Raw genomic sequence first — 24,193 nt, 5'->3', positions numbered from 1 at the left:
TACGTTGACATCGTAGGGGTCACAAGTTCGATCCTTGTCACGCCCACCATCCCATTGACGGAATTTGAAGGGCTTTCGCATATGCGGAAGCCTTTTCGCGTTTTGGCCGCCCGGTCCAGGCGAATAGGAATCAGCACATATTTCGCTTATCGCTTTTCGCGCAAGTCAGGCGATTCCCCCTGGCGGCGAAATGCGATAGGTCTTTTCCAGCCGCCGCCCCATTCATCCCGGAGCGCGGCGGGCTGAGGGAATGGACATGGCATTTTGCGTTTTGAGTTTCGATATCGGCGGCACGTCGATCCGGGCGGCGACCGCCATTGATGGCGGCGCGCCGGGTGAGGTTTCGCGCTTCGATACGCCCGCGCATGACCGCGAGGCGTTTCTCGCGCGCCTTGCCGGCATTGCCGCGGACCTCCCGCAAAAACCCGACGCGATCGCGATATCGCTTGCCGGCGTGGTCGATCCCGGGACCGGACGGATGATCGTCGCCAACATTCCGGCGATCCACGATACCGATCTTGCCGCCGATCTCGAAGCGCTGACCGGCATTCCGGTCGTGATTGCCAATGACGCCGATTGCTTTGCCGTGGCCGAGGCCGTGTTCGGGGCCGGGCGGGGCCACGAGATCGTGTTCGGCATCATTCTCGGCACCGGCGTCGGCGGCGGGCTGGTTTCCGGCGGACGGCTGATTAATGCCGGCGGCGGCTTTGCCGGCGAATGGGGCCACGGGCCGATCGCGCCGACCATGGCGGGCGGCATCGCGATACCGCATTTTGCCTGCGGCTGCGGCCTTTCAGGCTGCCTCGACACCGTTGCCGGCGCTCGCGGCATCGAGCGGCTGCATGCCCATCTTCACGGCGCTCCGCTCGATTCGAGGGCCATCCTGGATGCGTGGCGGGCGGCGGAGGTCGCGGCGACCCGCACCGTCAGCGTCTATCTCGATCTCATCGCGGGGCCGCTCGCGGTCTGCGTCAACCTGACCGGGGCCACCATCGTGCCGGCCGGCGGCGGGCTCGCAGGCGCCCACGATCTGCTTGCGGCAATCGACGAGGCGGTGCGTCCGCTCACGCTATGGAAGTTCGACCGGCCGCTGGTGGTGCCCGCCGCAAGCGGGGCCGAACCCGGCCTGGCGGGCGCCGCGGCCATCGCCTTTCAAAAGCAGGCTCAATCCTCGTAGCGGCCGTAGCGGGTCAGCATCGCCTTGGTGGCGATCCCGAGCAGCACCGAGAAGATCACCAGCGCCAGCGAGAACGACATCGTGTTGGTGGAGAACCAGTTTGTCGCCACCAGGCGGATGTTGCTGATGGAGAACGGCGTATCGAAGATGAAGTCGGTCGCGCCGATGCCGACATTGTCGATCACCCCGGTATTGCGGTTATAGGTCGTGACCCTTCCCTGCACGGCATCCCAGTGCTGGCGCTTCATCAGCGCGGCCATGCCGTTGGAAAGGTTTTCCTGAGACGGCGCCGAAATCATCGTCCAGGCCCCGTCGCTGTTCGGGCTCGGCTCCTGCGCGATGATCATCGAGATCGAGTTCGGCGGCAGATAGTCGGAATCCGGGCGCGGCAGGAAGCGCAGCGTTTCGAAGGACAGGTCGTAATTGCGCTTGAGATATTTCTCGACCTCGAAGATCCAGTTGTACCAGCCGGCCGTCACCTGCTCGTCCCACTGCTCGATCGTGGTTTCCGGCGCTTCGTTGTAATTGGCCTCGCCGCCGACCTGCTGCGTCCACACGCTGCGGCTGGTCTGCGAGATCTGGGTCTGGCGGAGCGCCTGCGCCGGCAATTGCCCGATGGAGCCAAGGAAGATCGCGTCACCCTCACCCACATCCTCGACCGAATGCACCACATCCACCGGAATCTGGGCGCGGGCGGCATTGGCAAGCTTGGCGACGAAATCGGATGCGGAGGCAAGCGTATCCGGGCTGAGATTGTCGATATAGAGCGGGATGCGCGCCTTATCGCGCGAATAGGGAAAGCCCGTGCCGCTGGTGGCCCACAGGTCCGGCACCTGCGCGACGCGGCCGAAATTCGGCATGACGAATTCGGTCGTGTCGAACACGGCGAAGCGCGGCGTGTCGTCGGCCGTCGCGCCCGGCAGGCAGGCGGCGTCTTCCTTGGTCATAAGTGCTGCTTCCAGCACGATCTTGTTCACGCCCGGCTTCATGTGGCGCATGGTGAAGCGCACCGGCGTGCGCCGGAGCACCGCACCGTTGACCGTGCTGATCGGCCATGTGGCGGCAAGCTGATCGTTGACGAACACGTGCAGCCGGCTTCCCGGCAGCACGATCGGCCCGTAGGCGGCGTCGAGCATCAGCCGCGCCTCGCCATAGGCGTCGGCGTAGAAATCGGCGGGCAGGCCGATGGTGAATTCGGCGCGGAACACGCGGCCCGAAAACTCCTGGGTCGGAATGCCGAGCTGCTCGAAGGTCAGCGTCTTGTGACCGGTCAGAAGCTGGGTGTCCTGCTTGCGCCAGGAATGCGTGGAATAGGCCTCGTCCTTCATCGCGGCGCTGCGGGCGGCAGGCTCCGTGATGCCGTCGATCAGCGGGCCGATCCGCTGCCAGGACGGCGCGACCAGAACCAGCACGCTCTGGCCGAGCGCGTTGGTGCCGATGAAACGCGCCGATTGCGCCGTGCCGATATCCGGCAGCGCATCGCCGAGCAGCGGGCGAAGCTCATCCGGCGTTCCGACATAGACCGGCAGCACGCCGGAAGCGAATTTCACCGGTTCGGAGGTGGAATAGGTGAAATAGGTGTTCGGCATGTCCGACAGCAGAGCGAGGCCCTGCGCCAGTTCCAGCAGCGGATCGCCGGCGATCGTATCGGCAAGGCCAGGTGCCACGATGTGAAACTGCGTCCGCCCGATCGCATCGACGCCGACCGCGCGGATATCGCCGATCGAGGAAAGTTCGGCGGTCGCCGCGTCGCCGAAGATCAGAAAGGTTCGTTCCGGGTCGATGTCGGTCCACAGGTCGTAGGTCGAATCGAGGTCGCAATCGGTGCGGTGACGCTGCTTGAACTTGATCGAGAACTGGTTGTAGCCCGGTTTCAGAACGCCGGCGGGCACCTCGAAGCGCAGGTCGGACTTGCGCTCGGACGAGTCGAGCGGCGGCGCTGCGATTTCGACATTGTTGAAGGCGATCGACAGCTTGGAATATTCCGGGGCAATGAAGATCGAGTTCTGATAGCCGATATTGAATTGCGAGGCCGATTTCGCCTGTGCCTCGGTCAGATAGACGGACCAGGCCCGTTCGCCGTTTTCGCCCTCGAGCCGCATCTGGTCGGCCGGCACGATATAGCGGAAAAACGGCACCGTTTCGGCAACCGGCTCGGGCGCGGCGGCGGGCGAAGCGGGCGTAGGCGGGGCAGAGGGCGCGCGCGGAAGCGGCCCGGAGCCGTCGCTGCCCATGTCGAAAGGCGCCGCGGTAGACGACGAACCTGGCGGCGTTGTCGTCTGTGCCGAGACGAGGGGAATGCCGGCCAGAATAAATGCCAGAAAAAGCAGGATCCGTTTCATCAGCTCTTGCCCTTCGCCCGCGCGGCGCCGCCGCCCGTGTTCGGCTGATACTTCCCGATGAAATAGCTCATGCCGCGGCCCATCTGTCGCAACGACATCTTGATGAACCAGAATGTGCCGGCAAGCGTGCCGGGGTCGTTCTTGCGCGATTGCAGAAGCTGCTGCCAGCGCTCCGAATTGGCGAACATCAGATCGGAAACCACCGAATAATGCAGGCTGGACACCGGCGCGTAGCGGCAGCCGACCATGGCCAGTTCGCCGAGCGAGCGGGCGTGGCGGATCATCACCGGCACCTCGCCGGCATCGCCGCCGCGATGCGGCTCGACCCGGAGCAGCGCATGGGTGCCGGGGCGCAGGCGGTCGAGATCGCGCACCTGGACCTGAAGCCCCGCGCCGTCGGTCGAGACATCCTCGATCGTGCCGCGATAGACGCTGTCGCCGATCACCAGTTCGCAGCGACGCGACATCTTGATGCGCCGCGCCTTCTGGCGTTCGCCGGCCTCCGAGACGACGCCGAGCGCTGCCGCCGTCAGGAACAGGTTGAGGAAGTTCCAGCCGCCCACCACCCAGGTGACGCCGGCGAGATAGGGCTCGGCATAGAGCCGGTAGACCATCATCACGCTGGCGGCGACGAATATGAAGAAGATGATGAAGAACGGCCGGCTGATTTCGGAAAGCCGGCTGTGCTCGATCGACTCGTCCTTCGCCGTCACCTTGAAGGACGGCTTCTTGGGATTGATGATTGCCGAAACCACCGCCGGCATCAGGTGAACCGTCTGGATGTATTCGTAAAGCTCGGAAATCCAGGGCCAGCGGAACTGACCGAACAGGTAGTTCTGTATGAGCATGTTCACGATCAGATAGGACAGCGTATAGGCCAGGAACTCGCCGCCGGAGGCGTCGAAGATCTGCAGGCCGAAGAACAGGTAGCAGAGCGGCGCGATCATGAACGAGGCGCGCGCGAACGGAAACAGCCAGAACAGGTTCGACGACATGTAGCAAAGCCGCTGCGGCAAGGTGAGGCCGCGCAGGAGCAGCGGAAACTTGAACCGGAGGATCTGCATCATCCCCTGCCCCCAGCGGCTGCGCTGGCCGATGAACGAGGAGAAGGTTGCGGGCTGGAGCCCGGCAATCAGCGGGCGGTCGACATAGACGCTGTTCCACCCGTTGGAATGCAGTTCGACGGCGGTTTCGCAGTCCTCGGTGATCGACACGCCGGAAAAGCCGTTCACCGAATTCAGCGCCTCGCGGCGCAGCACCGCGGCGGAGCCGCAGAAGAACGAGGCGTTCCACTTGTCGAGGCCGCGCTGGATGATGCCGTAAAACATTTCGTTCTCGCTCGGCATCATTTCATAGGTTCTGAGATTGCGCTCCAGCGGATCCGGATTGATGAAGAAATGCGGCGTCTGGACTAGGAAGAGCCTGGGGTCTTCCATGAAATAGCCGACCGTTTCCTGAAGGAAGTCATTGGCCGGCGCATGGTCCGCGTCAAACACCACGATCAGGTCGCCGGTGGTGTATTGAAGCGCGTGGTTCATGTTGCCCGCCTTGGCGTGCTCGTTGCGCGGACGGGTAATATAGCCGACGCCGAGTTCGGCGCAGATCTGCCTCAGTTCGCGATGACGCGTCTGGGCAAGGCTCGCCTCCACCAGGTTCTTGGAGTTGCGCTTCTGCTCGGTGCCGCCATCGTCAAGCAGGTAGACCTTGAGCTTCTCCGCCGGATACTCCATGGCCTTGGCCGCGGCGAGCGTATGGGCCAGCATCGTCGAGTCCTCGTTATAGGACGGGACGTAGACGTCGACATAGGGCAGGTCGCCCTCAAGCTTGCCCCAGCGCGGGCGCACCGGCAGCGGCAGCGCGACCACGAACAGGCTGAGCGCCAGCATGCCCACGGAAAACATCTCGGCGCAGTAAAGCAGCACGCCCGGTATGAAGTTCTGCAGCTCGGTGATCGGCGGCAGCGTGCTGGTGGTGCGCCAGAACACGTAGCGCAGCACGATCGACGTGCCGAAAGCCAGCGCGATCAGCCGCCAGTTGCCCTCGGCATGCATCTGCTTGAGGACCAGCATCACCGCCACGGCGACAAAGCTCACCACGATCTGGGTTCGAAGATCGATCGGGAGCGTGACGAGGCCGAGAATAAAGATCGCGGTAATAATCCAGGCAATGGTAATTGCGATCTTGCGCATTAAACAGGTCCTTACGAACGGAGTATTCCGGACTTATACGCAAGAAAACTAAAAATTGTCTTGCGCGGATATAGTTTTTTTCCGGCGTCGCACGGCAGCGCGGCCCGTGCCGTCATTGCTTGCCCGCCCTATCCGTCTGATTTTTAGCAATTTTGCGGTCCGATGGCGATATCCGCCAGAGCGGAAGCTCCGGTCCCTTCCCCTCAAACCGCCGCCGAAAACTACTCGCAGCTTACCGTCGTCGAACCCGGCAGCAGGCGGCACGGCGGCGCCGGGATTGACCGGCTGGACGACGCCGGCGCGGCGAAGCCCGTCGCAGCCGAGCTGGCCGGCGCTGTCGTCGACGAGGCGGCGGCTGGACGCGCGGGAACCGGGATGCTGGTCGAGGCCGGCGCGGAGGTCGGAGCGCCGATCGTCGGCGAGACAGTCGACGGCACGGCACTTGCCGATGCCGCGGGCGTTTGCCTTCCAGGCGCCGGGATGGTCGAGGCCGGCGCGCCCGCTGCGGGCAGGCCGGGCGTATAGGCCCCGGGCATGGCGGGCGTGCTGGCATAACCGGCCGACGGCAGGCTTCCCGGCGGCAGGCGCACGACATCGACATTGATCTCGTCGCCGGTTGCGACCGGACGGGTCGTGACACGGGTCACCGGCGCGGTGCTGGCGGAGGAGGATTTCAGCACCTTCTCGGTGTCGGCGACGCGTTCGGGCCTCGGGTCATAGGCCTTGCGCGGATAGGTCGGGGCACCGGTCTCGCCCAGAAGCGGCGGCGGGCCGGCCTGCTCGCCATAGGGGTTCCAGCCATAGGCATCGACCGCCGCGGCGATCGTGTAGCCGTACATGATGCCGAGCAGGTCGTCCTCCGAGGCCCCGGCCTCGCAGAAGCGCACCCGCACCTGGATCGTGCCGGCCTGGCCGAAAGCCGCGAGGCTGTCCTGTCCCGGCCTGATCTGCTGCCAGCCATACATGCACAGATCGTCACCCCGGCCATGGCCGAAGGCATAGCCGAACGGGCCGTAATTGTTCTGCACGTAATAGGGCGATCGAACCATGCGCACGCCGGGCAGTTGCTCGCGCATCTCCTCATCGATGCGGCGGTCGGTGATCGACTGATAGGACAGGCTGTTGCCGTTCATGCGCGCATAGTTGCGGGTGCCGAAGAAGACGGCGTGGATCGCGTTCTGGCCGGGGGTGCGCGCATCGGTTCGCAGCATGATCTGCTGGTCGATCGCGTTTGAAAACTGCTCCTCAAGCACGGAGACGATCGCCGGTCCGCCGGGCGGTGGCATGATCACGGCCTCTTCCGGCAGAAGACTGCGCACCGAAGACGTGTACGGCAGCAGATTGCCGGCGCAGCTTGCCAGAAGGCCCGCAACGACGAGGCCCAAAGCCGCGCGGCAGCGGGACCTGATCTGACGGGCAACGGCAATCGACATCTTTAAGCACACCTTGGTTTATCGCCGCCTGGGCGGCAGAAAGCCCGAACCGGTCTTTTGTATTTCACATTCATATTTTTCAGAGTTTGGTAAACAAAGAGCTAACGCGACATCAGGGGAACGCACCGGAAAATTAACAATTTCTCTAAAACTTCGCTGCTATTCGCCCCGTTTTTTAATATTTCTTAACGACAATACGTGTTTGTAGTGAATCAAATGACGTTCGCCGCAAGCCGGATACAGGGACCCGACATGCCAAGCCGCGCAAATTCCGCTGCACCCAAGGTTGAAGGCCTTCGCTATCGCGACAGCGCCGGTGCGGGCGGTGAACACACGGGCAATAATGCGGGCACAGCCGGTTCCGGCACAGGGAACGGCCGCTCGGCCGGAGTATGGATACCATGAAGCTGACTTATGTTGCACTGACGGCAGGCGCGATCGCCATGATCGGTGCAATCAGCATGGGCAGCATGGGCGCGCCCGGCCGCAAGCTTCCGGTCTCCACCGCGCTGGCCGAGCCGACCGAGGCATTCAGCCAGGCCTATGAGCAAATCGTCAACGATGACGCGCCGGCGCCCGCGCCGGTGGCCGAGCCGCGCTTTTCGGCGGTGAACGAGGCCCAGGCCCAGGAGCCCTCCACCAATCTGCGCAATCTGCCCGACAGCCCGACGCCGCAGACCAATGCCTCGACCTCCCAGCCGGCCCAGCAGCCTGCCGCCCAGCCGTCCCAGGAGCCGGAACGCCCGGCGGTCGATGAAAGCGCGCTGCGCTATTTCGCCCAGCAGGGCGACCTGGAACGTCTCCAGGCGGAGATCTCGCGGCTGCGCTCGCTCTATCCCAACTGGACGCCGCCGGCCAATCCGCTGGCCATCGAGGACGGCGAGGACGAGCAGCTCAACGCCATGTGGCAGGCCTATGCGCGCGGCAACTACGCCGAGGTGCGCCAGTTGATCCAGACCCGCCAGACCGAAGAGCCGAACTGGTTGCCGCCGGCCGACCTGATCGACCGCCTGCAGATCGCCGAAAACCGCACCGACCTGCTGAAGGCATCGGAAGACGGCGACTATGAAAAGGTCATTGATCTCGCATCACAATCGCCAAGCATCCTGACCTGCGCGGAAATCAATGTCCTGTGGCTGGTGAGCGAAGCCTTTGCCAAGACCGACAGGCTCAACCGCGCGATGGACAGCTACACCTATATCATGAAGAACTGCGACGTTACGCAGGAGCGCCTCGCCACGCTGCAGAAGGCGCTGGCCGTCATGCCCTATGAGGACATGAAGACGCTGATCAGCTTCGAGCGTCCCGACGAACAGGACATGCCCGAATTTCAGGAGATCAGCGAAAACCTGCTGCGCGACCGCTTCGCCGAAGCCGGCGACGACGAAACCATCGTCATCTCCCCTGACGATCTGGCGGCGATGGAGAAACTCGCCAACTCCTCCAATTCGGCCAATGATGCCGAGCTGCTGGGCTGGTATTTCCTGATCCGCGGCAGCGAGAACGCCGCCGAACCATGGTTCCGCAAGGCCCGCGATGAAGGCGATTCGGCCACGATTTCGCAAGGGCTGGCGCTGATCCTGATCGAGCAGGACAAGGCCGAAGAGGCCGAGTCGGTGATGTATCCCTGGCGCAATGATAGCGATGAGGCGCTCGATACCTATCTCAATGCCGTGGTCCGGATGCTCGGACGGATTCCGCGCAAGGACTATCCCACCGATGTCCTGAGCCGCATGGCCGACGTCATCACCGAAGCCAAGAGCATGACCGCCGCCCAGCAGTTCGGCTGGTACTCCAAGGATTTCAACCAGCCGCTCGCAGCGCTGCAATGGTTCGAGGCAGCACTCTCCTGGCAGCCCTGGTATGAGCCGGCAGCCTATGGCGTGACGCTGACGCTCAACGACATGAACTACAAGCCCGGCGTCTACCTGATGCAGAAGATCTGGGCGCCCTATTCCGAGCGCATCGCCTGGCTGAACGACCCCAATGCGCCGGTGACCACGCTTGAAAACATGATGGCGACCGTGTTCGAACTGACGGTGCTGAAGGAGGCGAACGGCACCAGCCGCACCGTGGCCGTGCCGATCGCCGAGATCGATCTCGCCACCGGCCAGCAGACTCCGATCGGCGCCACCGCCATGCCGTCATCGCCCGGCCAGCCGCAGAATGGCGTGGCCCTGACGGCGCCGGTCGCAGCGCCCGGCGCGCTGGGGCTCGGCGCGGAGGCTGATACCGCGCCCGCCAATTACGTCCCGGAATATTACCAGTATTACTATGGCGGCGGCGCGGCGGCGCAATCGGCAGCGCCCGGAAGCCCGGCAAGCCGCGTCCAGGCGCTGGAGCGTCTCAGCATTCCGCGCTCGATGATCCGCACCGATCCGGTGACCGGCGTGCAGACCGTGACCGTGCTGAATACCGCGCTTCAGCCGGAGCAGAACCGCTATCAGCCATCCGCGGCCCAGATCCAGGCGGCGTTCTACACCACCGGCCAGCCCTCGGAGAAAACCGAAATCTACCGGTTCGACGAACAGGCCTACGCCAATCGCGACTATCTGCGCCAGTTCCAGGTCGCCTATTATCTGAACGTCGTCGGCGCCGCCGATGCCAGCGGGGACCAGATCATGGTCTCAAGGCTTCCCGCCGGCACCCAGTTGCCCGAGGGCACGGCGATACCGGTTGCCGACGCCGAACCGGCCGTGGTGCGCACATCGAGCTCGACGTCGACCCGGCGCGTGGCGTCCAGCGGCACGTCTTCCTCCTCAGGCGCGAGCTGCTGGAGCGGACGTTCCGCCGAAAACCTGTCGCCCGATGCGGCGCTCCGCCAGGGCTGGTGCCTGATGGATCTGCAGCGCCCGACGGAGGCCGCCCGCGCCTTCGAGACCGCGCTCGGCTCGTCATCGGCGAAAAACCGTGAGGAAGCGGCCTATGGCCAGAGCCTTGCCTATATGCGCCTCGGCCTGACCAACAAGGCCGCCGTCGCCGCCTCCCAGGAGCCGCTCAGCCGCGAACGCCAGCTCAACCTGCAGGTCGACATCCTGTCGGCGCGCGCGATCGCCGCCTATCAGGGCGGGCATTATCAGGATGCGCTGCTGCTCCTGAACCAGCGCAACCAGCTCGCGCCCGAAGAGACCGGCCTGATGGTGATCAAGGGCTATGCCTATTACAATCTCGGCCGCTACACCGACGCCCACAAAGTGTTCAGCGCGCTTGCCGAAATGGGCAACCCAAAGGGCATGGAGGGCCTTGCGCTCACCCGCAACAGGCTGGGCCTGCCGGGCAGCAACTGACGACGCGAGCGGGCGCTAGGCTTGAGTTTACGGCTTGTCCGTCGGCAGCGCGCCGGCGCGTTTCTCCGCCTCGAAAGAGGCTTCGGCATCAACATAGGCCTCCTGGCGGGCGACGCTCCAGTAGCGCAGTTCCTCCAGCGGAATGTGCTTGCCCGTGACGGCGCAGACCACATAGGAGCCGGGCGTCACGACCTCGAAATTGGCGTCGAGATAGCGGATCCGCGCCGCGCCCTTGCCGCTTCCATCAAAGATATTCACCGCTTGATCTCCAGTTCCGAATACGTTGCGCCATCAGCGCCCGAACAGGCGCTCGATATCGGCGAGCTTCAGTTCGATATAGGTCGGCCGGCCGTGATTGCACTGGCCGGAACCCGGCGTCGTCTCCATCTGCCTGAGGAGAGCATTCATTTCGTCGACGCGCAAGCGCCTGCCGGACCGCACCGAACCGTGGCAGGCCATGGTCGCCGCCACGCTTTCAAGCTTGGCGCGCAGGCCATCGGCGGTCTCCCACTCGCCAGCCTCGTCGGCGAGCTGGCGGATCAGCGCCGCGGCATCGACCTCGCCGAGCAGCGCCGGGGTCTCGCGCACGGCCAGCGCGCCGGGGCCGAAGCGCTCGAACACGAGACCGAGCCTTGCGAGTTCCTCGGCAAACGGCATCAGCCGATCGCAATCCTCCTCCGGCATGTCCACGATTTCCGGGATCAGCAGCATTTGCGAGGCAAGCCTGTCTTTGGAAAGCGCTGTCCGCAGCGCCTCGTAGACGAGGCGTTCATGAGCGGCGTGCTGATCGACGATGACGAGGCCGGTATCGGTCTGGGCGACGATATAGTTTTCATGCACCTGCGCCCGCGCCGCGCCGAGCGGGTGGTCGGCAGACGGCTGGACGGCCGGGCCCGGTTCCTCGCCGCGCGCCGATGGCGTCGCAAAGCCCGCGAAGCCGGCCGGGGCTTCAACGAAACCGGACGCCATTTCGCCGAAGCGCGGCGCGGCTTCTTCCCGGAAACCCTCCGGCCGATAGGGCGATTGCTGCGGCGACCATTGGGCATTGGTCGCCCGCTCGTAGTCGCCTCTGTAGACCCGCGATGCGGCGGCGGGCTCGGGCGAGAAACCCGGGCGGAACGCCCTCAGCATCGCATCCGCGCCGGTCGAGGACGACCGGTCGCCCGCCCGCGTCAGCGCCTCGCGGATCGCACCCACGATTAGCCCGCGCACCAGCGCGGGGTCGCGAAACCGGACATCGGCCTTGGCCGGATGAACATTGACGTCGACCAGCGCCGGATCGAGCGAGAACCACAAAACGGCCACCGGATACCGCCCCTTCGGCACCGTCTCGGCATAGGCCGCGCGGATCGCGCCGAGAAGCAGCCGGTCCTGCACCGGCCGGCCGTTGACGAAGGCATAGAGATGGCCGGAATTGCCGCGGTTGAAGGTCGGCACGCCCGCAAAGCCGGAAAGCGCCACATCCTCGCGCGCGGCATCGATCTCGATCGCGTTCGAGCGGAAATCCCGGCCGAGCACCTGGGCGATGCGCGCCAGCCGGTCATCGCCGGTCGCCGGCAGTTCCAGCGTGGAACGATCCGAGCCCGACAACACGAAGCGCGTTGCCGGGAAGGCGAGCGCCATGCGCTTGACCACCTCGGTGATCGCACCGGTCTCGGCGCGCTCGGTCTTCAGGAATTTCAGCCGGGCCGGCGTCGCGAAAAACAGGTCGCGCACCTCGACGATCGTGCCGGCATTGACCGGGGCCGGCTCCGGTTCGCCGGAGCGCCCGCCTTCCAGCGCAATGCGATAGCCCTCGCCCGCCTCGCGCGTGCGGCTTGAAATCGAAAGCCTTGCGACCGAGCCGATCGAGGGCAGCGCCTCGCCGCGAAAGCCGAGCGTGCGAATATCGGTGAGGTCCGCGGTGATCTTGGAGGTGCAGTGCCGCCTGACCGCGAGCGCCAGATCGTCGCGGCTCATGCCCGAGCCGTTGTCGGTGACCCTCAGCAGCGCCTTGCCGCCGCCGGCCGTCGCGATCTCGATCCGGGTCGCCCCGGCATCGAGCGCGTTTTCGACCAGTTCCTTGGCGGCGCTCGCCGGCCGTTCGATGACCTCGCCGGCGGCGATCTGATTGATGACGGTTTCAGAAAGCTGTCTGATGCTCATGGCGCATTCATAACAGATTCGCGTCCCCGCACCACGGGGATTTGGCCTCTCTCAACGGCCGGCGCGATAGGCCGGATCGAAGCGCGGCTTGGCGCCGGTCACCAACGCAAAGGTGTTGCCGGCATTGGGCTCCTCCTCGACGCGGGTGTCCTGCGCGGCGCTCGTCACCATCATCCAGCCGCCGTCGCGGCCGATAAAGGCCGGGCAGGTCGGCTGGCGGGCGGGAAGCTGATAGCGCGCCTTGAGCTTGCCCGCGGGATCGAACTGGTCGAGGACGCCGGCGCCAAAGCGGGCGTTCCAGATATTGCCGTCGCCATCGCAGACCGCGCCGTCCATGCCGCCGGTCATATGGGCGGTATCGATGAACACGCTGGCCGGGCCTGTCGGCAGGCCGGTCTCCGGCGCGATCGGAACCGACATCAACTGGTTGACGTCGGTATCGACATAATAGCCGGTCGCCCCATCCGGCGAAAAGCAGATCGCGTTCGGGATGGTGATCCTGTCGAACAGCTTGGTCACCACGCCTTCCAGCACATGGTAGATCGCGCCGGCGCCCTTTTCGGCGTTCTTGCCCATGGTCGACACCCAGAACGCACCGGAGGCATGAACCCGGGCATCGTTGGAGCGGGTGACGGCGTTATCGGCCTCGATCGCCAAATGCAGCGACAGCGCGCCGGTGGAGGTGTCGCGGAAATAGAGCCCGGTCTCGGTGGAGATCACCTGGCGGTGCTCGTCCACCACCGCCAGTGCGCTTGCCATTTCCGGAAGCTGAATGATCCGGCGTTCGCGGGTGGACGCGTTCAGCAGATGCAGCTTGCTGGCATTGATGTCGAACCACCAGATCATGTCGGTGTCGCGGTCATAGCCCGGCCCCTCGCCAAGCGACATCCGGTCCGTCACCAGGATCCTGCCCTCAAATACGGTCTCTGTGATCATTGTCTCTCCCGATGCCCCTCATTTCTTGTTGTGTTGCCGCCGCGCGTATCACGGAAATTCCCGACCTTTCCAGAGGAAAGACTTTTTCAGCGGAAAGACAAGGCCCGGCAACCAATCAAGCGCTCTGTTTGACCGTATGCCGGGATGGAAGTCCCCCGCCGGCACTTCGATTCGCGTTTTTTTCAAGTCTGCGGCTGAAGCCGGCGAAATCGCGGCAGAGGCTTAAAAAATAAGCGGAGTCAATAATTTGTGCAGTGCAGCAAATCGAATGGAGGCCCTTCTCCCACTTCATTGAGTCTAAATCATTGTTCCAGCCGTAAAAAAGCTGCTTGCAAAGGCAAACCGAATAGTCCATCTTCTCGACAGTTCCAGAGGGGATGAAAACAAATACGCGCCCAAGAGCGCGGACTTAAGACAATAGAAACGCCGGCGCCATGAACCTTCGGGTTCCTTCAAAAGCGCCGGCGTTTCTATCGTTTTGCTTGGACCACCCCCCGCTTTGTTCTGTCGCAAGACTTGCCGCCGCGCTTTGTGTGGCTGCTCCGGTTGTCGGCCCCTTGCCGAAAAACCATCCTATCGCAGGATCGGATTCCGGCTTTGCCATTGGCGCGTGCGGCATTTCCCACTATCTAGGGCGTACGCAATTCCGGCGCTGCCGGAAAACCCGGGAATCCGTCTCATGACCGAAATCACCAGCCAGCAGGTTCTCAGAAGCCTTGAAGCCGTCAACCTTCCCGATGGCAAGCCGCTTGCCTTCAGCGGGCTTGTCTCCGACATTTTCGTGACCGACGGAAAGATCTATTTCTCGCTGACCGTGCCGGGCGGAGACGCAAAAGCCTTCGAGCCGGTGCGGCAGGCCGCGGCCAAGGCGGCCGAAGCCATCCCCGGCGCAAAACAGGCCTTCGTGACGCTGACCGCGGACAAGCCGGCCAGCGATCAGAAACCGCGCCCGTCCGAGCCGCCGAAAAAACCGGAACAACCCGCCAAGCCGGATATTCCGGGCATCGGCTCGATCATCGCGGTCGCATCCGGCAAGGGCGGCGTCGGCAAGTCCACCACCTCCGTCAATCTGGCGCTTGGCCTTGCCGCCGAAGGGCTGAAGGTCGGCCTGCTCGATGCCGATATCTACGGACCGTCGATACCGAGGCTGTTCGGCCTTTCCGGCCGTCCGATGCAGGGCCCGGGGCGCACCATCATGCCGATGGAGAAATTCGGCCTGAAGGTGATGTCGATCGGCTTCCTGGTCGATGAGGGCACGGCCGTGATCTGGCGCGGACCGATGGTGCAGTCGGCGCTGATGCAGATGCTGCGCGAGGTTGCCTGGGGCGAACTCGACGTGCTGGTGGTCGACATGCCGCCGGGCACGGGTGACGCCCAGCTCACCATGGCCCAGCAGGTGCCGCTTGCCGGCAGCGTGGTGGTCTCGACCCCGCAGGACCTGGCGCTGATCGACGCCCGCAAGGCGATCGCCATGTTCAACAAGGTCTCGGTGCCCGTGCTCGGGATCGTCGAGAACATGAGCACCTTCATCTGCCCCGATTGCGGCGCGACCCACAATATTTTCGGCCATGGCGGCGCGAAAGATGAAGCGGAGAAGATAGGCGTGCCGTTTCTGGGCGAGGTGCCGCTTGCAATCAACATCCGCGAAAAATCGGATGCCGGCACGCCTGTGGTCGTCGACGAGCCCGACGGACCGCATGCGGCGGCCTACCGGTCGATCGCCAAGGCCGTACTCGAAGGCCTCAACGCCCGCACCCGCACGGCACCGTCCATTGTTTTCGATTAAATCCGCTTCGGGAAAAGCGGTATCCTAGAGCAATTCCAGGTGAAGTGGACACCGGTTCACCGTCCGGAATTGCGTAAAAACAAAGAGATAGAGCCCTTCCGCGTTTCTGTGAAACGCGGAAGGGCTCTATTCCCGCGGCCGCGCGCGATAATCCGCGGTCTTCGCTCGAAGCACGGCTTGATTGCGAAGCTCCCGCTGACACAGAAAAGCGGCGTCCGCGCGGAACGCCGCTTTTCGTTTTGAAAGAAGCGGGGCGTTTACCGCGGCTCGCTTCTGAGCCCCTTGATGATCGCAAAGCAGGCCAGCAACAGGACGAAGGTGAACGGGAAGCCCGTTGATACCGCCATCGCCTGCAGCGCCGTGAGGCCGCCGCCGAGCAACAGCGCGATCGCGACAAGTCCCTCGAAGCTGGCCCAGAACACGCGCTGCGGCACAGGTGCATCGACCTTGCCGCCGGCGGTGATCGTGTCGATCACGATCGAGCCGGAGTCCGACGAGGTCACGAAGAACACGATGACGAGGACGATGCCGATGACCGATGTGATCGTCGCCAGCGGCAGCGCCTCCAGCATGATGAACAGCTTCAGATCGAGCGGCGCCTGGGCAAGAGCCTCGTAGTTGTTGACGATGATCTCACGGATCGCGGTATCGCCGAACACCGTCATCCATACGATCGAGACCACCGACGGAATGACCAGCACGCAGGTGATGAACTCACGCACCGTGCGGCCGCGTGAAACGCGGGCGATGAACATGCCGACAAAGGGCGACCAGGAAATCCACCAGGCCCAGTAGAACGAAGTCCAGCCATCCAGGAAGTTCTTGTCGGAGCGACCGAACGGGTTGGCGAGCTCCGGCAGGTAGCGGGCATAGTCGACGAAGTTGGTGAATATGCCGCCGAGAATGGCAAGCGTGGGTCCGACGGCGATCACGAACAGTAGCAGCAGGGCCGCAAGCGCCATGTTGATCTTCGAAAGCCGCTGGACGCCGGCGTCCATGCCCGCGACCACCGATGTGAGCGCGATGCCGGTGATGAAGACGATCAACACCACCTTGGAGACCTCGCTCACCGGCAGGCCGAAAATGTGGTTGAGGCCGGCATTGGCCTGTTCCGCGCCGATGCCGAGCGATGTCGCGAGCCCGAACAGGGTCGCGAGAACCGCCAGCACGTCGATGATATGGCCCGTCCAGCCCCAGACGCGTTCGCCGAAGATCGGATAGAACACCGAGCGCATGGCGAGCGGCAGGCCCTTATTGTAGGAAAACAGCGCGAGCGCCAGCGCCACGATGGCATAGATCGCCCAGGGATGCAGCGCCCAGTGGAAAATCGTCGCCGACATGGCAAGCGACTGGGCCTTCACCGTGTCGCCCGACGCGCCGCCGAGCGGGGCCCAGCTTTCCGGCGTGCCGGCATTCTCCGCGATTGACGCGGTGTAATGCGAAATCGGCTCGGAAACGCCGTAGAACATCAGCCCGATGCCCATGCCCGCTGCAAACAGCATCGCGAACCAGCCGGTATAGGTGTAATCCGGCGTGGCCTCGGCGCCGCCGAGGCGGATCTTGCCGTAGGGCGAGAAGATCAGATAGATGCCAAGCAGCACGAAAACATTGCCGGCCAGAAGGAAGAACCAGTCGAAGGTCGAGGTCAGCCAGTCGCGCATGCCGTTGAAGACGGTCTCTGCCTGATTCTGGAAAGCAAGCGTGACCAGCACGAAGGCGACGACGGCAAGACCCGAAATCAGAAAGACCGGGTTATGGATGTCGAGACCGAACGGGCCGATATTGGTGGTGATATTGTCCTGGCCGATCTCGTAATCGGTGTCGATGATGTCTGTCTCGCCTTCAGGCTCGGGTATCCCCGTGTCGGACATATAATATCTCCTTGTTTCATTTCCACGCATCGACCCGGACTTGGGCGTCCGACGATCCGCGATGTCTAATCTTCAAACGGCTCAGCCGCGCACCAGCAGCACCGATGCCTTGGTATGCGTTGCAAGCTGGCCGCCATGGGAATGCATGAAATGGTCGGCAAGGTTGGGCACATGGGTTGCCATCACCACCAGATCGCAGCCAAGTTCATCGACGGCGCGCGCAAGCGCCTGATTGATGTCGACCGCCGGATCGTGGGCAACGACGACTTGAATGTCGGACGTCAAACCGTGTTCGGATTGCTGCGCTTTCGCAAAGGCGTCGAGCTTCTGCCGGTATTCTTCCGGATTGTGGCCAAGCGCCCCCGGCGCCGATGACGTGACGCCGACATAGACGACGGATGCGCCATAGAGCTTGCCGAGATCGCCCGCAGCCTTCAGGCCGCGCTCAAGCTTCTCCGCATGGGCCAGATCGACGGGTACCATGATTTTCGTAAACATCGCGATTCCTGGATTTGCGGGTTTGCCGACCCGCCGGTTTCCTTCCCTCTTCCACAATCCTGTGGGGCCTTCCGCCAGCACGACATATGCCGATCACGAAAAAGCCACATTCTGTTTAGCATTTCGCCGCATAGCCCGCAAATCGAGCGAGGCATATTGTCGCTGCACCGGGCTGAAACGGACGCAAAAAAGCCATGGCGCGCAAGGGCAGCCATGGCTTTTCAAAAAAAATCGGAGGACGGCGATCAGGCCTCTTCGAGCTGGGGCAGGATCTGCAACTCGTAAAGGCGCCGGTAAGGACCGTCATGGGCGAGAAGCTCGCGCTGCGGCCCCTGCTCCAGGATCTTCCCGTTTTCGAGAACGACGATGTTGTCGGCCGACGTGATCGTCGCTAGGCGGTGGGCGATCACGATCGTGGTGCGGTCCTTGGTCAGCCGCTTCAGCGCATCCTGCACCAGCGATTCGGCGTAGGAATCCAGCGCGCTGGTCGCCTCGTCGAGGATCAGGATATCGGCATCGCGCAACATCGCGCGGGCGATTGCCAGACGCTGTTTCTGGCCGCCGGAAAGATTGCCGCCGTTTTCGCCGACGGGAGAATCATATCCTTGGGGCATGTTCATGATGAAATCATGCGCATGGGCATCCTTGGCGGCCTGGACGATCTCTTCCTCGGTCGCCCCCTCGCGGCCAAGCGCCAGATTGTCGCGAACCGTGCCGTTGAACAGGAACGTGTCCTGGCCGACATACGACATATGGGCGCGCAGCGAGGCAAAGGAAACCTGCCTCAGATCGAGGCCGTTGACCTTGATCGACCCCTCATCAGGATCGAACATACGCATGACGAGATTGATGATCGTGGACTTGCCGCCACCCGATGCCCCGACAAGTGCTGTCGTCTTGCCCGCCGAAAAAACAAGATTCAGATTTTCAAACAAGGGCTTGTCAGGAGCATAGGAGAAGCCGACATCTTCGAAGACAATCTCTCCGCCGCCCTCTTCGGGTATCGGTCTGGCGTTTTCGGCTTCCGTCAGCTGTATCGGATGATCCTTGATCTCGTACATCATGCGCACGCCAACCATGGCTGCTTCAAGATTGATCCGCATGCGCGCCAGCCGCTTGGCCGGCTCATAGGCGAGCAGCAGTGCCGTGATGAACGACATCAGTTCGCCGGGAGTCTTGTCGCCGCCAACGACCCACAATCCGCTCAGTGCAATCACGCCGGCAATGGCAAGCCCGGAAAGGGTTTCCATGATTGGACTGGTGGCCGCCGAAAGGCGGGCGATGGAATTGGCGCGATGTTCGACCTGCGTGACGCTCTGGTTCATACGTTCGCGCATATGCTCTTCCAGGCCAAATGCCTTGATGATCCGCACCCCGGTCGAAGCTTCCTGCACGCCTTCGATGATCTTGGTGACCGCCGTCAATTCCTGACGCATGATGTCGCGGACCTTTTTGGTCAGATAGCGCACGCCCAGAAAGGCCGCAGGGCCGAGAATCAGAGTTACGAGCGACAGAATTGGCTGCTGAATGAACATCACCGCCAGAAGACCAATCAGCGAGAAGAGATCGCGGACGGCAGAGGTCAGCACGAGATCCATAACCGACCGGGCAGCCTGCGCGTTGTTCGTCAGGCGCATCACCAGGTCGGAGGACGGATGTTTGATAAAGAAATTCAGATCCTGCCGAAGAATGCGATCGAAGATGCGCTTCTGCGTCACGGCAATGATGTTGTTGCCGGCCTTGCTGAGAATGACGATCTGAAAATAGGTTGCTATGCCCTTGACGATGAAGATCGTCGCAACCCCGCCGGCCAGGAAAAACATGCGCTGCATGTCCTTCGAAACCACGGTTTCGTTGACGATATCCTTCATGATCCATGCGCTCATGGACGTCATGGCCGCGACAATCAGCATGGCGACCGTCGCCAGAGCATACCACGGAGCCTGGGCCCGCAGATTTTCCGACAGCAACCGATAAAGCAAGCTGCGGTTTGCCATAGGAATAAAGCGCGCGAGTACTCTGTCGAGAAGACGCTTGAAAACAGAGGTTCTGGGCATTGGGATGCGTTGTTCCATATCGATTCGGGCCCTTCGCTGTCGCGCGGCAACACTGTCGTGCGCTCATCGTCCCATTCGGCATTGGGCGCCGACAAATAGGCCAATCGTCTCGCAAGGGCAAGACCCACGCATCAGGGGGACCGAAGAAGAGGACGGGTGTGTGTCTTCTCAGCCCTTCAAATACCGCAGCTCAGGCGCCCTTTCCCGACCAAGATGCGAGGTCCGCCTGCGGGTCACCGTCAGCACCTTGTCTTCACACGGCAACAGCGTGAAGCAATTGTCGGAGTAGATGTCGTCGCCGCCGTGATCATAGGTGACGTAAAGTGCCGGCCGGTCGGTCGAAAGCGTGATCCGGTCCTCTTCCGCATGGACGGTGATCTTCGGCTCCCCGAAGCGATAGGCTTTCGGCCGCTGCGGCAGATACTCGTTTTCGCCGAGATGATTGCCGTCGCCATCGCGCCAGTCGAACAGCAGGAAGGTGCTGTCGCCAAGGCTTTCGGGACGGATGCGGGCGATCTCCACCACCGTCTCCACGCTGGCGGTTACGTCATAGGTACCCAGTTCAAAGACCGTGCCGTCGGCGGCATTCACAGTGCGCAGCCTGAGGGTGATCGGCTTTTCGTCCTCGATATCGGAGACCGCGAACAGAACGATCGCGCCGGTATCCGGGTCCGGTTCCGCCGTCACCATCAGCGGCGCGAAGAAGCGGCGGGCGAGATATTGCGTGGTCTTCCAGCCGCCGCCATATTCGAGGCTCGACCAGCTCGCCACCGGCCAAGTGTCGTTCAACTGCCAGAACAGCGTGCCCATGGTGCGCGGCTTGTTAGAACGCCAGAACTCGATCGCCGTCTTCATCGCCAGGCCCTGCGAGAGCTGGCTCAGATAGACCATGTCCTCGAAACTGTCGGGGAAGCGGAAATACCGCGCGATGGTCTCCACGATCCTGCTGTTGCCGCCGATATTGCGCTGGTGGACGTCCATGACGGCGGAGGACACATTGCGGTCTTCCGGCGCGGTGAAGCTTTCGATCACCCGCATCGAAGGAAACGACTGGAAGCCGAATTCCGAGCAGAAGCGGGGGCGCACCGTGCGGTAATGCTCGAAATCCTTGGCCGAGTGCCAGACATCCCAGAAATGCATGTCGCCCGAGGTATCGACATGCCAGCCATCGCCGAAATCGAGCCGCCCGACCGAGGGCGATGACGGGCGAAACGGCAGGCCGATATCCTCGTCCTCGACCGCTTCCTCGAGCGCGTGGTTGAGACGATCGTAGATCGCGAGATAGCGATCGCGATCGTTGATACTCTCCTCGTACCAGCTGAGCGCGCCCACCAGTTCATTGTCGCCGCACCACAACGCGATCGAGGCGAAGCGCGACAGCCGACGCAATTGCTGGCGGGCTTCCGTGCGAACCAGATCGAGAAAGTCGCGTTCATGGGCGGGATAGTGGCTGCAGGCGAACATGAAGTCCTGCCAGACCATGATGCCGAGTTCATCGCAGAGTTCGTAGAACCAGTCGGCCTCATACTGTCCGCCGCCCCAGACGCGGATCATGTTCATATTGGCCTCGACCGCCGAGAGCAGCAGGTCGCGCACCTGGTCGGGCGTGGCGCGGGCCGGCAGCGCATCGCCCGGAATCCAGTTGGCGCCCTTCATGAAGATTTCGCGGCCATTGATCTGAAAGGCGAAGCGATGGCCGATCTCGTCGGCATTGGTCAGCAAGGCGACGCTGCGCAGGCCGATGCGGAAATCGCGGCGCTGGCCGGCCAGCGACACCGCAAGATCGTAAAACGCCTGCTCGCCGTGGCCCACCGGCCACCACAGCCGGGGATTTTCCACCCGGACGGTCACCGTGACCCGGTTTTCGCCGGGCCAGGCGGTCAGCATGCCGGTTGCCCGCTTGCCATCGATTTCGACCACCGCCTCTGCCTCAGCCGGCGCAAAGGCGAAGGCGTGGAAGGTGACGTCCAGTTCCACCGCGCCGCCCGCGTGACGCTGACGGATCGCGACATCGTCGAGCCTCAAATCGCCGGTGCGCACCAGCGTGATATCGCCGTAGAAACCGAGCGGTGACAGCGCGATGCCCCAGTCCCAGCCGCCATGGCATTGCGCCCGGCGCAAGAAGTTGAAATGGCCGATGCGGCTGTTCTTGGTGTAGGGCATCGGGAATTCGGAGGCTTTCGCGCGCTTTTCCGCCTCGCGCGAATTGGAGAGGAACCGCACCGCGATCTCGTTCTCGCCCGCGCGCAAAAGTTCCGTCACGTCGAAATCATGGCGCAGGAACTGGCTTTCGCAGCGCCCGGCGGGCTTGCCATTGACGCTGACCTCGGCCAGGCAATCGACGCTCTGGAAGCGCAGCGTGAACCGGCCGCCCGCGATATCGGAAAGCTGGAAGCGCTTGACGGCGACCCACTCGGCCTCGTGAACCCAGTCGGTTCTTGGCTCGTTGTCGCGGTAATAGGGATCCTCGATCGCGCCCGCGGCCAAGAGCGCGGAATGGACATCGCCGGGCGCCGACAGCGTGACGGAACTGTTGTGAGCGTCGGAGGAAAACACCCAGTCGTCGTTGAGATCGAGAATATCCGTCATGCTGCGTCCGTCCGTTCAATTGAAACGACACCTTACTAAAGGCTTTTTGGTTCTCTCTAAACCGATTTTAAAGGGGGGTCGGCAGAATTTTGCGGCGTCTTGTCGCGCAGGGCCCGTTTGACCGGCGCGCGATCAGCAGGCACAGTTCCCGTATCCGTCCCGGAGACCATGATGCGCCGTATTCTGTTTCTCGCCCTCCTGTTCTTGCCATTTTCGCCGATACCGGCCGCCGCCGGCGAGGTCACCGTCGCCGTTGCCGCCAATTTCACCGGCACCGCCGAAGAGATCGCCGAGGCCTTTCGCGAAGAGACCGGTCACGACGCAGTGCTGAGTTTCGGCTCGACCGGCAGGCTCTATGCCCAGATCATCCACGGCGCACCCTTTGACGTGTTTCTCGCCGCCGATGAGGAGCGCCCCGCGCTTGCGATCGAAGAAGGATACGCGGCTGAAGGCAGCGCCTTCACCTATGCGCTCGGCGCGCTGGTGCTTTACGGCGCCGATCCCGATCTCGTGGATCCGGAAGGCGCGGTGCTCTTCCATCCCGATCGCTTCGGCAAGCTGGCGATCGCAAATCCGCGCACCGCCCCTTATGGCGCGGCGGCAGTGGAGGCGATGACGGCGCTCGGCGTCTATGAGACGCTCGCGGAACGGCTGGTCGAGGGGGAAAGCATCACCCAGGCCTACCAGTTTGTCGCCACCGGCAATGCCGCGCTCGGCTTCGTCGCGCTGTCTCAGCTTGTCGGCGAGCCCGGCGGTTCGCGCTATGAAGTGCCGACCGATTTGTACAGCCCGATCGCACAGGGCGCTGTTCTTTTGAACAAGGGCGAGAACAATATCGCGGCGCGGGCGTTTATGAGCTTCCTGAAGGGCGATACCGCCCGCAAAATTGTCGGAAATCACGGCTACCGGCTGCCGTCGTGATTCCTGGCAGTCGGGAATGGGCCCTGGAGCGGACATAATGTGGGAAGCCGTATTCCTGACGCTGAAACTTGCCGGCGTCACGACCGTGTTCTTGATGATATTGGGCGTGCCGCTTGCTTGGTGGCTGGCGCGGTCGCACACATGGTGGAAGGAAGTGATCGGTGCGATCGTCGCCCTCCCCCTGGTCCTGCCGCCGACGGTGCTCGGCTTCTATCTGTTGATCGCGTTGAGCCCCCAAAGTCCGCTCGGCGCTGCGATCGGCGAGACCATCGGCTTTACCCTGCCTTTCACATTCGCCGGCCTTGTGGTCGGCTCGGTGATCTATTCGCTGCCCTTTGCCGTGCAGCCGGTGCGCAACGCCTTCGAGGCGATCGGCAATGATCCGCTGGAGGCGGCCGCGACGCTCCGGGCCGGCCCGGTCGACCGCTTCTTCTCCATCGCCCTGCCGCTTGCCCGCCCCGGCCTCATCACCGGCGCGATCCTCGGCTTTGCCCATACCGTCGGCGAATTCGGCGTGGTGCTGATGATCGGCGGCAATATTCCCGGCAAGACCAAGGTGCTGTCGGTGGCGATCTACGACTATGTCGAGACCCTGCAATGGGGCAAGGCGCATATCCTTGCCGCCGGCATGCTGGCGTTTTCCTTCCTCGTCATCCTGTCGACAATGCTGATCGAGCGACGCATGCGGAGGCGTTTTCCATGACCGGTGACAGACTTTCCGCCCGTTTCGCCGGCCGTTTCGGCGCGTTTCTGCTCGATGCATCCTTCCGGTTTCCGAAAAGCGGCGTCACCGCGCTGTTCGGTCCCTCCGGCTGCGGCAAGACCAGCCTGCTGCGCTGTTTCGCGGGTCTGGAACACCTGCCCGACGGCGAATTTTCGATCGATGGCGAGGTCTGGCAGGACGGCAGCCACTTCCGCCCGCCGCATCGCCGCGAGGTCGGCTATGTGTTCCAGCAGGCCAA

Annotated in this window: 16 protein-coding genes; 6 read left to right on the top strand and 10 right to left on the bottom strand. The window is 63.1% G+C overall.

From position 1 onward, the window contains the following. Positions 1–250 precede the first annotated feature (250 nt). Entirely contained in the window at positions 251–1,177 is a 927-nt protein-coding gene (locus B4E36_RS19865) for an ROK family protein (RefSeq protein ID WP_414673791.1), read from the top strand. Here the strand turns inward: B4E36_RS19865 and B4E36_RS19860 are convergent. The 3 genes from B4E36_RS19860 to bcsN form a co-directional block, all read right to left on the bottom strand. Next, positions 1,165–3,519 (bottom strand): cellulose biosynthesis cyclic di-GMP-binding regulatory protein BcsB, encoded by a 2,355-nt coding sequence (locus B4E36_RS19860; protein WP_292053622.1) that lies wholly within the window; start codon positions 3,517–3,519, stop codon positions 1,165–1,167. The two genes, B4E36_RS19865 and B4E36_RS19860, sit on opposite strands and share 13 nt — an antisense overlap. Then, positions 3,519–5,708 carry a UDP-forming cellulose synthase catalytic subunit gene (gene bcsA, locus B4E36_RS19855; protein WP_292053624.1) on the bottom strand — a complete coding sequence of 730 codons (2,190 nt, stop codon included), beginning with the start codon at positions 5,706–5,708 and terminating at the stop codon, positions 3,519–3,521. The genes B4E36_RS19860 and bcsA overlap by 1 nt, the downstream gene beginning before the upstream one ends. 221 nt (positions 5,709–5,929) lie before the next feature. Beyond that, on the bottom strand, positions 5,930–7,141 hold the full coding sequence (bcsN, locus tag B4E36_RS19850; RefSeq protein WP_292053628.1) for a cellulose biosynthesis protein BcsN: 1,212 nt from the start codon (positions 7,139–7,141) through the stop codon (positions 5,930–5,932). A 401-nt stretch (positions 7,142–7,542) separates the two neighbouring features. On the opposite strand from bcsN, the gene B4E36_RS19845 reads away from it, so the two are divergent. Further along, on the top strand, positions 7,543–10,428 hold the full coding sequence (locus B4E36_RS19845) for a hypothetical protein (protein WP_345900733.1): 2,886 nt from the start codon (positions 7,543–7,545) through the stop codon (positions 10,426–10,428). A gap of 27 nt (positions 10,429–10,455) precedes the next feature. Here B4E36_RS19845 and B4E36_RS19840 read toward each other — a convergent pair whose 3' ends face one another. From B4E36_RS19840 to B4E36_RS19830, 3 genes are read right to left on the bottom strand one after another with little or no spacing between them, the layout of a single operon-like run. Further along, entirely contained in the window at positions 10,456–10,686 is a 231-nt protein-coding gene (locus B4E36_RS19840) for a DUF2093 domain-containing protein (RefSeq protein WP_292053630.1), read from the bottom strand. A gap of 33 nt (positions 10,687–10,719) precedes the next feature. Further along, complete coding sequence (gene mutL / locus B4E36_RS19835) at positions 10,720–12,573, bottom strand: DNA mismatch repair endonuclease MutL (protein WP_292053633.1); 1,854 nt, start codon at positions 12,571–12,573, stop codon at positions 10,720–10,722. 51 nt (positions 12,574–12,624) lie between these two features. Continuing rightward, positions 12,625–13,509: an SMP-30/gluconolactonase/LRE family protein gene (locus B4E36_RS19830; protein WP_292053636.1), complete on the bottom strand. Its 885-nt coding sequence runs from the start codon at positions 13,507–13,509 to the stop codon at positions 12,625–12,627. A gap of 679 nt (positions 13,510–14,188) precedes the next feature. On the opposite strand from B4E36_RS19830, the gene apbC reads away from it, so the two are divergent. Beyond that, positions 14,189–15,295: an iron-sulfur cluster carrier protein ApbC gene (gene apbC, locus B4E36_RS19825; protein ID WP_292053638.1), complete on the top strand. Its 1,107-nt coding sequence runs from the start codon at positions 14,189–14,191 to the stop codon at positions 15,293–15,295. Between the two features lie 257 nt (positions 15,296–15,552). Here the strand turns inward: apbC and B4E36_RS19820 are convergent, their stop codons facing one another. From B4E36_RS19820 to B4E36_RS19805, 4 genes are all read right to left on the bottom strand, one after another. Next, the gene (locus tag B4E36_RS19820; protein ID WP_292053641.1) at positions 15,553–17,166 is read right to left on the bottom strand and encodes a BCCT family transporter; all 1,614 of its coding nucleotides are present in this window, start codon (positions 17,164–17,166) and stop codon (positions 15,553–15,555) included. Between the two features lie 81 nt (positions 17,167–17,247). Beyond that, the gene (locus B4E36_RS19815) at positions 17,248–17,664 is read right to left on the bottom strand and encodes a universal stress protein (RefSeq protein WP_292053644.1); all 417 of its coding nucleotides are present in this window, start codon (positions 17,662–17,664) and stop codon (positions 17,248–17,250) included. Positions 17,665–17,909: 245 nt separating this feature from the next. Continuing rightward, on the bottom strand, positions 17,910–19,661 hold the full coding sequence (locus B4E36_RS19810; RefSeq protein ID WP_292053647.1) for an ABC transporter ATP-binding protein: 1,752 nt from the start codon (positions 19,659–19,661) through the stop codon (positions 17,910–17,912). A gap of 228 nt (positions 19,662–19,889) precedes the next feature. Next, positions 19,890–22,310 carry a beta-mannosidase gene (locus B4E36_RS19805; protein WP_292053650.1) on the bottom strand — a complete coding sequence of 807 codons (2,421 nt, stop codon included), beginning with the start codon at positions 22,308–22,310 and terminating at the stop codon, positions 19,890–19,892. A gap of 168 nt (positions 22,311–22,478) precedes the next feature. Here B4E36_RS19805 and modA point away from each other — a divergent pair, with 168 nt between their 5' ends. The 3 genes from modA to B4E36_RS19790 all read left to right on the top strand — a co-directional run. Beyond that, on the top strand, positions 22,479–23,231 hold the full coding sequence (gene modA / locus B4E36_RS19800) for a molybdate ABC transporter substrate-binding protein (RefSeq protein ID WP_345900732.1): 753 nt from the start codon (positions 22,479–22,481) through the stop codon (positions 23,229–23,231). Between the two features lie 37 nt (positions 23,232–23,268). After that, positions 23,269–23,934: a molybdate ABC transporter permease subunit gene (gene modB, locus B4E36_RS19795; protein WP_230720147.1), complete on the top strand. Its 666-nt coding sequence runs from the start codon at positions 23,269–23,271 to the stop codon at positions 23,932–23,934. Then, positions 23,931–24,193: ATP-binding cassette domain-containing protein (locus B4E36_RS19790; protein WP_345900731.1), on the top strand; the 263-nt coding region annotated here is incomplete at its 3' end. The genes modB and B4E36_RS19790, both read left to right, overlap by 4 nt.

The sequence above is a fragment of the Martelella sp. UBA3392 genome, assembly GCF_002358775.1.
GTDB classification, from domain to species: domain Bacteria; phylum Pseudomonadota; class Alphaproteobacteria; order Rhizobiales; family Rhizobiaceae; genus Martelella; species Martelella mediterranea.
The sequence above is the reverse complement of the archived record's forward strand: the minus strand, read 5'-3'. Positions and strand labels throughout refer to the sequence as shown.